We start from the raw sequence: 12,552 nt of genomic DNA, 5'->3' as shown, positions 1-12,552 counted from the left end.
CTTTTAACATGGTGTTGTATTTTGAGATTAGACAATTTTGTGCTTTGATTTACGATAAATTCATAAACGATTACAAAAATACAAAGTATATTTTGAATTATCGATAACAAATAACGCTAAGCTGATTAGTTTGCTATTTAGTTAATAGCAAAAGGAGCACTAAGCTTGAAAGTTGGAATGGTAACTCTAAAACTTCTGGTTGAGGTAAAGTTTACCATGTTGAAATAGCCTTTCATAGCACCAAGAGGAGAAGAAAGTAAGCATCCAGAAGAATAAGTATAACTTTCACCTGGTTTAATAACTGGTTTTTTCCCAATTACACCTTCACCATCTACTACTTCAAGGTTGTTGAGTGCATCGTAAATTTCCCAATGACGTGTATTTAATTGTACCGAATCTTTACTTTGGTTTTCAATGGTAACACAATACGAAAAGGCAAAATGAATTTTGTAGTTTTTGAAGTATGTGCCTTCAAAACTAGTTAAAACAGAAATTTTTATGCCTTTTGTAATTTGACTAACCATATATTAAAATAAAATTATCGATACTGCTATTAATACGAAAACAGCTAGTAATGAAATGGGTATGAATAATATGTTCAAAAATAGGAATTTAAAAATTGTTTTCCAACGACTGTTTTGATAAAAATTTCTTAAAGATTTATAAAGGTAAATTGGAAACAAAATAGAAAAACTGACTCCAATTAAAATTTCAGAAATATCAGTAGATATAAATCCAATTATTTCTAATAAAATTAAGCTGACAAACATGAATGAATAAAAGTTGTAAGAGAATACTAAATGGTCTGTATAATTGAATTTTTTGTCATAGAAGGTAATCCAAAAGATAATTGCGATAAAAGGAATTGATAAAAAAATCAGGAATGGTAATTTGGCTAGTAAATAATCACCCATTTCTCTTAAAACATCATTTGATTTTAGATTTTTTGCTTTTTCATATAAATAACGATTCAAATTTTTATTTTCGAACCCAAGATTTTTTAAAGCCTCCTCATTTGATAAATTTGGATTTTTAATATTGTAGTTTCTAAAAATGGTCAATTTTAAATTCAAATGACTCAGGTTTTCAGGATCATTTCCTAATTCGCTTGCTTTGTATATTGAATCACGATGAAATTCTTTTGCTGTTTTTGAATCAACTTCAACAATTTCAGAATTTCGATTAAAAACTTTACTTGTTTTTAAGCTATCGTTTGTTGTGGTGTTTTTATTAGGCTCATTAGTTTTTAAAGGTGTTTCTTTAATTGAACTTCCAAAATCCATAACTATAAAAAGAACAATCGAAATGCTTAAAAACAAACGAAATGGATTAGCATGATGGTGTCTTTTACCTTCTGAAAATTCTCGAGCAGCTACTCCAGGTTTTGTAAAAAGCGTAATAAATGTATTTCTTAGCCTGGAATCGTATGCATAAAAATTAGAAAAAAACTCTTCAATAAAATCTTTGATATCTAATTTTTTAGTTGAATTTAGTTGGCCACAAGCATGACAATATTTTTCGCTTATATCAAGAGAGGTCTCGCAATTGATGCATTTTTCACCTCGGTATTTTAAATCTTTTCTTTTCATTTAATTTTGAATATACAAACTATTGGTAATGGATATTCCGATTACTCTGTGGTATCTATCATTATTTCCTTTGTAATAAACAATAACAGAATATAAATTATCAGTTTCGAAATGATTTCCATCTATTGCATTTTCATAGTCTGTTTTTCCATTTTTATCTGTTAAAACGTATTGATAATTTGTATACCCTTGTTTAATTAAAAGGGCTTTTTCATATAATCCTGTTTTTTTATTAAAATCCATTTTGTAATCATCAGACATGCTGTAATTATTAAACATACCATTAATTATAATTTTTTTATCATTTAAAAAAGGTGTGTCAAGAGTAAAGTATATCCAAGAATAATCGGCTTGAATAGCTGGTTTTTCGGTATTAATGTTGTCAATATAGAAATTACCATTTATGTCTGGGAAATAGGTGTAAATTTTATTTTTTCTAGGTTGATTCGTATACAAATAAGTATTGTATAAATTTTCACCAGAAGTAACTTTAGCTACTGTGTTATTAGTGGCTCTAATAATTTTGTTATCAATTGAATAAAATTCATTTCCTCCCCAAAATTGAGTTTCCTTATTGTATCGGTAAATCAATTCGGTTCCTAATGTATATTGTGGTTTTATATCTAAGATTTCATTTTTCCAATCGGCATTTTGGATCAATGAAACTTTTACATTTTCTATAGGATTTTGTAGTATATAATTTCCATAATTTATAGATAATTCAACGTTGTGTTTTCCAGCTCTATTTTCGAAATCACGAGTTCTTTTAATGGTGATTTTTGGGTTAACTAGCTCTTCATAAATTACAAATCTTCTGGTAAAAAGAATTTCATTTTCGTCATTTAAAATGGAAATTAAATAATTTCCACTCTTTGTGATTTGGTTAAATTGATTTGGAAATTTTTGAGTGTAATGGGAATAAAGTTGTAGTGTATTGAATGAGTTTTCGTATGTAATAATTCTTTGATTGTCCATACCATTTAGATACTCGTTTTTAGCTAAATTAGTTGGTTCAGACCAATCATAATTGTATTGAGTTATTGTATAATAGTAGTCTGATTCATCTGCATACAAGTCATCAAATTGAAATTCAAAATGATCGCCTAATTTAAAATAAGGGACAACATTTTTTTGATTTTGAACGAAAGATATCGTTTTGATGTTGAATGGAGGTTCTTGCTCAATTCCAGATTGACTATATATAAAATAGTTTGATAGCAAGCTAATTAATACTATAATTTTGTTCATTTTTACTTTTATAAATGTGTAAATGTAGCAAAACTTTTAAAATTATTGGAATTGAAATAAATTAAATCAAACCATTTAATTTAGAATTATTATAAATAAATGAAATCTCAGGCTTTATTTTTGGTAAGCTGTGATGTATTTGATTAAATTTGCACGTTTTATAGTAAAATTTTTAACAACTCATATCTTCAAAAATATGTCAAAAGACATTCGAATTAAAAAAGGTTTAGACCTTAAGTTGAAGGGTGAAGCAGCGCACAAAGTGGCTGAAGTAACTCGCTCGAAAGTCTATGCTGTTAAGCCTTCTGACTTCCACGGAGTAACTCCTAAGATGGTCGTAAAAGAAGGTGATGACGTAAAAGCAGGAGAAGTTATTTTCTATTCTAAATCGGATGAGAAAGTAAAATTTGTATCTCCTGTAAGTGGAAAAATCCAAGAAATCAAACGCGGGGAAAAAAGAGTTATACTTGAAATTCTTATTGCTGCTGATTCTCAAGATGTTTTCGTAGAGCATAGCAAGAAAAATCCAAATGATTTATCAACAGAAGAAGTAAAAGCACATTTGTTAGCTTCTGGATGTTGGCCATTTATCAATCAACGTCCGTATGATGTGATTGCTAATTCAGCTGATACTCCAAAAGCTATTTTTATTTCTGCTTATGCAACGGCTCCTTTAGCGGCTGATGTTGATTTTGTTTTAGAGAGCAAACTTGAAGCTTTTCAAGCTGGAGTTGATGCATTGGCAAAACTTACTACAGGGAAAGTTCATTTGTCTTTTAAAGGAAAAGGTAAATCGATTTTTAGTGATGTTAAAGGTGTGGCATTGCATAGAGTTTATGGTCCACATCCTGCAGGAAATGTTGGTGTTCAAATTGAAAAAATTGATCCAATTAGTGCTGGTGAAAGGGTTTGGACAGTTACTCCTCAAGATGTAGCAATCATAGGAGAATTATTTTTAACAGGTAAATTGAATTTAACAAGAACTATCGCTTTAGCAGGTTCTGAAGTTAAAGTGGCTCAATATTACAATGTTCTTGCTGGTGCTTCAATTGCAGATGTGGTTGCAAACAATATCAAAGGAGATAATGTTAGAATTATTTCAGGTGACGTTTTAACAGGTAAAAAGGTTGCTTCTAACGGATTCTTAGGTTTCTACAGTAATGTAGTAACTGTTATTCCAGAAGGAAATACATACAGAATGTTTGGTTGGATGCCATTTGCATCTCCAAGTATTCACAGTGCATCAAGAACCGGATTGTCTTGGTTGATGCCTGGAAAAAAATATGCGCCAAATACTAATTTAAATGGTGAAGAAAGAGCTTTAGTAGTAACAGGAGAGATGGAAGCGGTTATGCCGATGGATATTTATCCAATGCAATTGTTAAAAGCTTGTTTGTCTAGCGATATCGATAAAATGGAAAGCTTAGGAATATACGAAGTAGCTCCAGAAGATTTTGCTTTAATTGATTATACTAACACATCTAAATTTGAGGCTCAAGAAATAATTCGAGAGGCTCTTGATTTAATGATAAAAGAAGTAGGATAATAGCTATGAAGTTTTTAAGAGATAAAATAGACCAAATGAAAAAGCCTTTTGAGAAAGGGCAAAAATTTGAAAAATTCGCTCCTGCTATCAATGCATTAGATACATTTTTATATGTGCCTAATCATACAACAAAGCATGGTGCGCACATTAGAGATGCAGTAGATTTAAAGAGAACTATGATTACAGTAGTTTTAGCTTTAATTCCAGCATTGATATTCGGAATATATAATGCAGGTTACCAACACTTCATCCAAATTGAAGGTTCTGACATGTCATTTGCAAATTTATTTTTCCACGGATTATGGAAAGTATTACCAATGATTATTGTATCGTATGCAGTAGGATTAGGTATCGAATTTGCTTTTGCAATTTTTAGAGGTCACGAAGTTAACGAAGGATACTTAGTGTCTGGTTTGTTAATTCCAATGGTTATGCCAGTTGATTTGCCTTTATGGATGTTAGCTATTTCAGTTGCTTTCGCAGTAGTAATTGGTAAAGAAGCTTTTGGAGGAACAGGTATGAATATTTTCAACCCGGCTTTATTAGCGCGTGCTTTTGCATTCTTTGCTTATCCTACATTCATGTCGGGAGATAAAATTTGGGTTAGCGATGCTACTACAATTGATGGTGTATCAGGTGAAACTATTTTAGGTTCATTAGCACAAGGAAAAGAAGTAACGTATTCGACTATGGATATGTTCTTAGGATTTATTCCGGGTTCTATTGGTGAAACATCAACTATAGCAATTTTAATTGGTGCATTTATTTTAATTGCAACAGGAGTAGGTAGTTGGAAAATTATGGTTTCTGGAGTAATTGGAGCGGCTTTAACTGCTTTGATGTTCAATGCTGTTGGTTTAACGGCTTTAATGAATTTTGATTGGATGAATCACTTAGTAGTTGGAGGTTTTGCTTTTGGTATTGTGTTCATGGCAACGGATCCAGTTTCTGCGGCTCAAACCGATAAAGGAAAAATCATCTACGGTTTATTAATAGGATTCTTTAGTATTTTAATTAGAGTTTTCAACCCAGCTTATCCAGAAGGAGTAATGTTGGCTATCTTGTTAATGAATACTTTAGCTCCAACAATTGATTATTTCGTAGTTAATGGAAACATTGCTAAGAGAAAGAAAAGGTTGGCAAAGTCTAAACAATTAAAATCTGCATAGTCATGAATAGAGAAAGTAACGGATATACATTTTTGTTTGCGACTGTAATGGTTGTGTTAGTAGCTTCTGCTTTAGCATTTGCTGCAACAGCACTTAAGCCAGATCAAGAGGCAAACATTAAGAAAGAGAAAATGCAGTACATTCTAAAATCGTTTGGAGTAGCTGTAGAAAGAGACGCTTCAGAAGAAGCATATAAAAAACACATCATTAGCGAAGTAGTTTTTGATGAGAATGGAACAGAAATCAGTAAAGAAGCTTTTACTGTTGATATTGCTAAAGAAAAAGGAAAATTTCCAATTTTTAATGCTGAAAAAGATGGTAAAAAATTCTATGTTATTCCAGTAAGAGGAATGGGATTATGGGATGCTATCTGGGGTTATGTTTCTATAGATGAGAACTTGAAAGTTGACGGTATCGTATTTGACCACAAAGGTGAAACACCTGGTTTAGGTGGTGAAATTACACAAGATTATTTCCAAAAAAGTTTTATTGGAGAGAGTGTTTTTGATGCAAACGGAAATTTACAAGGTTTAAAAGTAGTTAAAGGATATTCTGGAAAAGACAACAAAGCTGATGGTGAAGTTGATGCAATTTCAGGTGCTACTTTAACGGGTAATGGTGTAACCGAAATGTTAGTTAGAGGTTTAAAACCATATGAAAAATATTTAAAATCTATTAAAAAATAATCGTCATGGCAGAAAACAACAAAGAAGGATTATTTTCAAAAAGTAATATTAAATTAATTACGAATCCATTTAATGACGATAACCCAGTAACCGTTCAGGTATTAGGTATTTGTTCGGCTTTAGCGGTAACAGTTCAAATGAAAAACGCCTTTGTAATGGCACTTTCAGTAACTGCTGTAGTGGCTTTTGGTAACGTAATTATATCATTATTAAGAAACTTAATTCCAAGTAGAATCCGTATCATTGTTCAGTTGGTTGTAGCAGCTGCTTTAGTAATTTTGGTTGACCAAATTTTGAAAGCTTATGCATATGATATCAGCAAACAGTTATCAGTATTCGTAGGATTAATTATTACTAACTGTATCTTAATGGGACGTTTTGAAGCTTTTGCTTTAGGTAACAAACCATGGCCATCATTCTTAGATGGTTTAGGAAACGGTTTAGGATATGGAATCATTTTAATGATAGTAGCATTTTTTAGAGAATTATTTGGTTCAGGAAAATTATTCGGAATCGAAATTCTTGGAAACTCTGTTGAAAAAACGGGATTGTATGCTACAGGATATGTTAATAACGGATTCATGTTATTAGCTCCAATGGCCTTGGTTATGGTAGGTATTGTAATTTGGGTACAGAGAAGTATTAACAAGAAATTAATCGAGAAAAAATAATAGCTATGTTTGAATATATCAATATATTTTTAAAATCAGTTTTCATTGATAACATGATTTTTGCATACTTCTTAGGAATGTGTTCATTTTTGGCCGTTTCTAAAAAAGTATCAACAGCTATAGGTCTTGGAATTGCTGTAACCTTTGTACAAGTAATTACGGTTCCATTAAACTATTTAATTTATCACTATGTTTTAGGTGCTGGCGCATTAGCTTGGTTAGATCCATCGTTAGCTGAATTAGATTTAAGCTTTTTAACTTTCATTTTATTCATCGCTTCTGTAGCAACAATGGTACAGTTAGTAGAGATGATTGTGGAGAAATTTTCACCTTCATTATATAACTCATTGGGTATTTTCTTACCACTTATTGCAGTAAACTGTGCTATCTTAGGAGGTTCATTATTCATGCAACAAAGAGTTGATGGTGGTGTATATTCTTCATTAGGTCATGTAGTAACTTTCGGATTTGCATCTGGACTTGGTTGGACAATTGCAATTGTTGCAATGGCTGCTATTCGTGAAAAAATGGAATATTCTAACGTATTAGCTCCTTTAAGAGGTTTAGGTATTACTTTTATCTTAACAGGTTTAATGGCAATTGGTTTCATGAGTTTTGGAGGAATTGACCTTAACGCATTAAACAAAAAGCCTGAAGCAAAAGTAGCAACTCCAGCCCCTGCTGTTGTTGAAACTCCTGTAGTTGATTCAGTTCAAGTAGCTGTAGATTCTGTAAAAGTAGATTCAACTCAAGTAGTTAAATAATAGTATAACATTAAAAATTGAAATCATGTTTAGTATAACAGAATTAATTACATATTCAATTTTAGCTTTCTTAGCGCTTATTTTACTGATGGTGTTTATGCTATTATATGCAAAATCTAAATTAGTGAACTCGGGTGCTGTTAAGATTAAAATTAACGGTGAAAACGAAATCGAAGTAGGAGGAGGAAGTTCTTTACTTTCTACTTTAGGAAATAATAAAATCTTTTTACCATCAGCTTGTGGTGGTGGAGGTTCTTGTTTACAATGTAAATGTAAAGTATTAGATGGTGGTGGAGAACCTTTACCAACAGAAATACCAAACTTTACTCGTAAAGAATTAGCAGAAGGATGGAGATTAGGATGTCAAGTTAAAGTAAAACAAGACATGGTAATTGAAGTGCCAGAAGAAATTTTTGGTATCAAAAAATTCGAAGCAAAAGTATATTCTAACTACAACGTAGCTTCTTTTATTAAAGAATTTATTGTTGAGTTACCAGAAGATATGCACTACGAAGCAGGAGGTTATATTCAAATTGAAATCCCAGCTTGTGAAGTGAAATTTACTGATATTGATATTACAGCTCATCCAGTAGAACATCCAGGTGAACCTGATAAATTCCAAGTAGAGTGGGATAAGTTTAAATTATGGCCATTAGTTATGAAAAATAACGAATTGGTTGAAAGAGCTTACTCTATGGCTTCTTACCCAGCAGAAGGAAGAAAAATCATGTTAAACGTTCGTATTGCAACGCCTCCGTTTGATAGAGCTACAAACGATTGGATGAAAGTAAACCCAGGTATTGCTTCTTCATACGTTTTCTCAAGAAAAGCAGGTGATACTGTAACTGTTTCTGGACCTTACGGTGAATTCTTCATCAACGAATCTGAAGCAGAAATGTTGTATGTAGGTGGTGGAGCTGGTATGGCGCCAATGCGCTCGCACTTGTACCACTTATTCCGTACAGTTAAAACTGGAAGAAAAGTTACGTATTGGTACGGAGGTCGTTCTAAACGTGAATTGTTCTATGTAGATCATTTTAGAGCTTTAGAGAAAGATTTCCCTAACTTCAAATTCCATATCGCGTTATCTGAACCTTTACCTGAAGATAACTGGAAAGTGAAAGATGGACCAAATGGAGAAGGTGATGGTTTCGTAGGATTTATTCATAACGTAGTTATCGATAACCACTTGAAATTACACGATGCACCAGAAGATATCGAATTCTATTTCTGTGGACCACCGATGATGAATCAAGCCGTTGTAAAAATGTGTGACGATTGGGGTGTGCCAAAAGAAAATGTTCGTTTCGACGACTTCGGAGGTTAATCCAAATTTTATATATCAAAACCGATTCAGAAATGAGTCGGTTTTTTTAATTTTGCTACATGTATACATTTATATTCAGAAAAATATATAGTTTCTTTCTTTCTAAAAAAAATCATGACCCTGTTTTTAATGCATCAGGCTTGGTTTTTATTATGCAATTAATTCATTTTTTTCTTTTAGTTAAATTTTTTGGATTTAAAGCCTATGCTTTTTCTTCAGATTCTACAATAAATAAATTATGGTTTTATCCAATTGGATTTGTTTGGTTATTCTTAGTGTTTAAGTTTTTCAATTCTAAAAAAGATAAATTAAAAGTTGAAATTGTATCAGTAAAGGATTTTGTTTTAAATTTAGTTTTGTGGTTATTAATACCATTAATTATTTTAATACAGTTGTCAAAATAAGTAATTAATGTAATTATTTATTTCTATTTAATCATTTACTACCTTTGCAATATGGAATCATTATCACTACAAGACTTACATCATTTGGCCATGAATCACGTGGGAAAAGAACTTGAAAAACAAGGATTTGAGTTCATCGCCATTAACAGCCAGTTGAAAAAACATCCACAATTTGTTTGTGTTGATAAACCTACTAATACGTTGCATTTTGTAATGGTACAAGCGGTAACTTATCCAGATAATCCTGCGGAATACGATGTGGTTTTCATGGAAACCTTCATCAGTCATGCCAAAGAGAAAAAAGCTAAAGTGTTGTATGCAGGAGTTGGTTTTGCCAACGCAGAAGATTTCGAAAAACCGATTTTAAAAAATCAAGATTATATTTTACATTATGAAGGAATTAAAGAGATTTTGTAGTTTTCTAATTGTAGCAATTTTATTTACTTCATGTACTAAAACTATAGATTTTTACACCATTCAAGGCGATGCACAAGGGAGTACGTATTCTATAAAATACATTTCAACTGAAGAAAAAGTAACTAAAAATCAAATAGATTCGTTGTTAACAGCTTTTGATTTATCGCTTTCCACGTATCGACCAGACTCTAAAATTTCTAAAATAAATGCTGGAGATTCAACAGTTGTTGTAGATGATTTTTTTATAGAAACATTCCAGCTTTCAAATCAGATTTATAAAGAAACGAATGGTTTGTTCGACCCAACAATTGGTGTTTTAGTAAACGCTTATGGTTTTGGTCCCAATAAAAAGCATCAAGATTTAGCTCCAAAACAAATCGATAGTTTGTTGCAATTCGTAGGTTTTGATAAGATTGCTTTAAATGCAAATAAGACCATATCAAAAAAGTATAAAGAAACTTTCATCGATTTTAATGCAATCGCTCAAGGATATTCGGTAGATGTGGTTGTGAATTATTTAAAAGCGAAAGGAATTGAAAATGCGATTGTAGAAATAGGAGGAGAATTATTTGCTTTAGGTAAAAACACAATCGACAACAAGAACTGGGTAGTAGGAATCGACGATCCCTTACAAAAACCAGAAGAACGCACGTTAATTTCCAAAGTGAATTTGGATAACTTAGGAATGGCAACTTCAGGGAATTATAGAAAAGTAATGATTGATGAAAAAACCGGTAAGAAGTTTGTTCACATCATCAATCCAAAAACAGGATTGGCTCAAAAAAACAATGTGTTAAGTGCAACCGTTTTATCAAAATCATCTGGTTTGTCTGATGGTTATGCTACAGCTTTTATGTTAATGAGTTTAGAAGAAAGTAAGGTGTTTTTACAAAAACATCCAGAATTGCATGTAATGCTTTTATATTCAGATTCAGATAATAAAATGCAACGATTCGTAACAGAAAATTTCAAATCTATAATTAAAGAGTAATGAAGAAAAAGGCTTTCACATTGAAAGCCTTTTTTTTTATTTATAACAAACCGGAATAATTTCTCCTTTTGATAAACAATATTTTTCTACTAATTCGGGAGCAATTGTTTTGGTGTAGTCTACTTCATTTACTTTAAAACCAATACTTCTTAGTTTATCAAAGTAATCTCTTCCATAAACCCTTACGTGATCGTATTGACCGAAGATTTTTGCTCTTTCTTTTGGGTCGGTAATCGAATCATCTGCAAAAGTAGTCGCCCTTGATAAGTCTTGTGGGATTTGAAAGATGCCCATTCCCCCGGATTTTAAAACGCGATATAATTCTTGCATCGCTTTTGTGTCATCTGGAATGTGTTCCAAAACGTGATTACACAAAATCATATCATAAGAATTATCTTCAAAAGGTAAATTACAAATATCAGCTTTTACATCGGCTAATGGTGAAAACAAATCGGTAGTAGTGTAATCTAAATTCGATTGTTTTTTAAAACGTTTGTAAAATTCCTGCTCGGGTGCAAAGTGCAATACTTTTTTGGGAGCCGTAAAAAAATCCGTTTCGTTTTGTAAATACAACCATAGTAAACGGTGTCTCTCTAAAGAAAGAGTACTTGGCGATAAAACGTTGTTTCGTTGTGTTCCATATCCATAAGGTAAAAACATACGAAAGCTTTTTCCATCAATAGGATCTGTAAAACGATTTCCTTTTAATAAAAAAGCTAAAATTGGACGCACCACAATACTCAAACGAATCAATATTGGGCGAGGAATGGTGTTTAATATAAGCTTGAATAATTTTTTCATTACAGCACTAAAGGTTTTTGTCTCAATCCATCTTCTTCATTACTTACAATTCCTAAAGCTTCATAGATGTAAGCAAAAGTGGATAATAATTCAGGTTTTCCGTCAACGATTGCTACATCATGTTCGAAGTGTGCACTTGGTTTTCCATCAGCTGTGGTAATGGTCCAACCGTCTTTATGCTGTTTGATGTTTTTGGTTCCCATGTTAATCATAGGTTCAATTGCGATTACCATTCCGTTAACTAATTTTTTTCCACGACCACGTTTTCCGTAATTAGGAACTTCTGGATCTTCGTGCATTTTTCTACCTAAACCGTGTCCGCATAATTCGCGAACTACACCATAACCATGACTTTCACAATATTGTTGGATGGCATGCCCGATATCTTCCACACGATTTCCAACTTTAGTTTCACGAATTCCAACGTAAAGCGATTCCTTAGTAACTTGTAAAAGCTTTTTTGTTTCTTGAGCTACTTCACCTACTTCAAAAGTGTAAGCATGGTCGCCATAAAAACCATTTTTGAAAGCACCACAATCAACCGAAATGATGTCGCCATCTTGTAACGGAATATTATTAGGAATGCCGTGAACTACTTGTGTGTTTGGACTCATACAAAGCGAATTCGGAAACCCATACATGCCTAAAAATGCAGGTTCTGCTCCGTGCGAACGAAGAAAATCTTCTGCTAATTTGTCTAAATATAAAGTAGTTACGCCAGGTTTAATTTCCTTAGCAATCATTCCTAACGTTTTTGAAACAATTAAAGCACTTTCGCGCATCAATTCGATTTCTTCAAGAGTTTTAATTACAATCATAATGCAAAATTTCGAAGCAAAAGTACGAATTCAAGTTCAATTATAAGTACAAATTCATAATTCAATTTTAAATTGGAATAGCTTATTGCCATTAACCCAAAACCTGTAACTAAATATGAGA

The 12,552-nt window shown here is 32.0% G+C and carries 13 protein-coding genes; 8 read left to right on the top strand and 5 right to left on the bottom strand.

Annotated features, from left to right (window positions below; genetic code table 11):
* Positions 1-137: 137 nt before the first annotated feature.
* Genes apaG through Q0075_RS12540 form a run of 3 tightly spaced genes read right to left on the bottom strand, consistent with a single transcriptional unit; the run spans position 138 to position 2,837 of the window.
* Positions 138-524, bottom strand: a complete 387-nt coding sequence (gene apaG / locus Q0075_RS12550; RefSeq protein ID WP_297869803.1) for a Co2+/Mg2+ efflux protein ApaG — start codon at positions 522-524, stop codon at positions 138-140.
* A 3-nt stretch (positions 525-527) separates the two neighbouring features.
* Positions 528-1,589, bottom strand: a complete 1,062-nt coding sequence (locus tag Q0075_RS12545; RefSeq protein WP_297869802.1) for a DUF3667 domain-containing protein — start codon at positions 1,587-1,589, stop codon at positions 528-530.
* Positions 1,590-2,837 carry a DUF5103 domain-containing protein gene (locus Q0075_RS12540; protein ID WP_297869801.1) on the bottom strand — a complete coding sequence of 416 codons (1,248 nt, stop codon included), beginning with the start codon at positions 2,835-2,837 and terminating at the stop codon, positions 1,590-1,592.
* Positions 2,838-3,033: 196 nt separating this feature from the next.
* Here Q0075_RS12540 and Q0075_RS12535 point away from each other — a divergent pair, with 196 nt between their 5' ends.
* The 8 genes from Q0075_RS12535 (at position 3,034) to Q0075_RS12500 (ending at position 10,812) form a co-directional block, all read left to right on the top strand.
* Complete coding sequence (locus Q0075_RS12535; protein ID WP_297869800.1) at positions 3,034-4,383, top strand: Na(+)-translocating NADH-quinone reductase subunit A; 1,350 nt, start codon at positions 3,034-3,036, stop codon at positions 4,381-4,383.
* A gap of 5 nt (positions 4,384-4,388) precedes the next feature.
* Complete coding sequence (locus Q0075_RS12530) at positions 4,389-5,552, top strand: NADH:ubiquinone reductase (Na(+)-transporting) subunit B (RefSeq protein WP_297869799.1); 1,164 nt, start codon at positions 4,389-4,391, stop codon at positions 5,550-5,552.
* Between the two features lie 2 nt (positions 5,553-5,554).
* Entirely contained in the window at positions 5,555-6,238 is a 684-nt protein-coding gene (nqrC, locus tag Q0075_RS12525; RefSeq protein WP_297869798.1) for an NADH:ubiquinone reductase (Na(+)-transporting) subunit C, read from the top strand.
* 5 nt (positions 6,239-6,243) lie between these two features.
* Positions 6,244-6,909, top strand: a complete 666-nt coding sequence (locus Q0075_RS12520) for an NADH:ubiquinone reductase (Na(+)-transporting) subunit D (protein ID WP_291265640.1) — start codon at positions 6,244-6,246, stop codon at positions 6,907-6,909.
* 5 nt (positions 6,910-6,914) lie between these two features.
* Positions 6,915-7,673, top strand: coding sequence for an NADH:ubiquinone reductase (Na(+)-transporting) subunit E (gene nqrE, locus Q0075_RS12515; protein WP_297869797.1), 759 nt, complete (start codon positions 6,915-6,917; stop codon positions 7,671-7,673).
* A gap of 25 nt (positions 7,674-7,698) precedes the next feature.
* Positions 7,699-9,000, top strand: coding sequence for an NADH:ubiquinone reductase (Na(+)-transporting) subunit F (nqrF, locus tag Q0075_RS12510; RefSeq protein WP_297869796.1), 1,302 nt, complete (start codon positions 7,699-7,701; stop codon positions 8,998-9,000).
* Between the two features lie 455 nt (positions 9,001-9,455).
* Positions 9,456-9,821 carry a Na(+)-translocating NADH-quinone reductase subunit F gene (locus Q0075_RS12505; RefSeq protein WP_297869795.1) on the top strand — a complete coding sequence of 122 codons (366 nt, stop codon included), beginning with the start codon at positions 9,456-9,458 and terminating at the stop codon, positions 9,819-9,821.
* Positions 9,796-10,812, top strand: a complete 1,017-nt coding sequence (locus Q0075_RS12500) for an FAD:protein FMN transferase (RefSeq protein WP_291108425.1) — start codon at positions 9,796-9,798, stop codon at positions 10,810-10,812. Before Q0075_RS12505 ends, Q0075_RS12500 begins: the two co-directional genes overlap by 26 nt.
* Before the next feature lie 36 nt (positions 10,813-10,848).
* Here the strand turns inward: Q0075_RS12500 and Q0075_RS12495 are convergent, their stop codons facing one another.
* Both Q0075_RS12495 and map read right to left on the bottom strand, forming a co-directional pair.
* Positions 10,849-11,613 (bottom strand): class I SAM-dependent methyltransferase, encoded by a 765-nt coding sequence (locus Q0075_RS12495; RefSeq protein ID WP_297869794.1) that lies wholly within the window; start codon positions 11,611-11,613, stop codon positions 10,849-10,851.
* The gene (gene map / locus Q0075_RS12490) at positions 11,613-12,431 is read right to left on the bottom strand and encodes a type I methionyl aminopeptidase (RefSeq protein ID WP_297869793.1); all 819 of its coding nucleotides are present in this window, start codon (positions 12,429-12,431) and stop codon (positions 11,613-11,615) included. Before map ends, Q0075_RS12495 begins: the two co-directional genes overlap by 1 nt.
* Between the last annotated feature and the right edge of the window lie 121 nt (positions 12,432-12,552).

This window comes from uncultured Flavobacterium sp., from assembly GCF_937967675.1.
Taxonomy (GTDB): Bacteria; Bacteroidota; Bacteroidia; order Flavobacteriales; family Flavobacteriaceae; genus Flavobacterium.
This window is presented reverse-complemented; position numbering and strand designations above follow the sequence as displayed.

What these genes read in the sequence shown, in the direction of transcription:
- nqrF (WP_297869796.1), top strand. Translation starts at nt 7,699, where the DNA reads ATGTTTAGTATAACAGAATTAATTACATATTCAATTTTAGCTTTCTTA.
- Q0075_RS12540 (WP_297869801.1), bottom strand. Translation starts at nt 2,837, where the DNA reads ATGAACAAAATTATAGTATTAATTAGCTTGCTATCAAACTATTTTATA.
- Q0075_RS12545 (WP_297869802.1), bottom strand. Translation starts at nt 1,589, where the DNA reads ATGAAAAGAAAAGATTTAAAATACCGAGGTGAAAAATGCATCAATTGC.
- Q0075_RS12520 (WP_291265640.1), top strand. Translation starts at nt 6,244, where the DNA reads ATGGCAGAAAACAACAAAGAAGGATTATTTTCAAAAAGTAATATTAAA.
- Q0075_RS12535 (WP_297869800.1), top strand. Translation starts at nt 3,034, where the DNA reads ATGTCAAAAGACATTCGAATTAAAAAAGGTTTAGACCTTAAGTTGAAG.
- Q0075_RS12505 (WP_297869795.1), top strand. Translation starts at nt 9,456, where the DNA reads ATGGAATCATTATCACTACAAGACTTACATCATTTGGCCATGAATCAC.
- nqrE (WP_297869797.1), top strand. Translation starts at nt 6,915, where the DNA reads ATGTTTGAATATATCAATATATTTTTAAAATCAGTTTTCATTGATAAC.
- nqrC (WP_297869798.1), top strand. Translation starts at nt 5,555, where the DNA reads ATGAATAGAGAAAGTAACGGATATACATTTTTGTTTGCGACTGTAATG.
- Q0075_RS12495 (WP_297869794.1), bottom strand. Translation starts at nt 11,613, where the DNA reads ATGAAAAAATTATTCAAGCTTATATTAAACACCATTCCTCGCCCAATA.
- apaG (WP_297869803.1), bottom strand. Translation starts at nt 524, where the DNA reads ATGGTTAGTCAAATTACAAAAGGCATAAAAATTTCTGTTTTAACTAGT.
- map (WP_297869793.1), bottom strand. Translation starts at nt 12,431, where the DNA reads ATGATTGTAATTAAAACTCTTGAAGAAATCGAATTGATGCGCGAAAGT.
- Q0075_RS12500 (WP_291108425.1), top strand. Translation starts at nt 9,796, where the DNA reads ATGAAGGAATTAAAGAGATTTTGTAGTTTTCTAATTGTAGCAATTTTA.
- Q0075_RS12530 (WP_297869799.1), top strand. Translation starts at nt 4,389, where the DNA reads ATGAAGTTTTTAAGAGATAAAATAGACCAAATGAAAAAGCCTTTTGAG.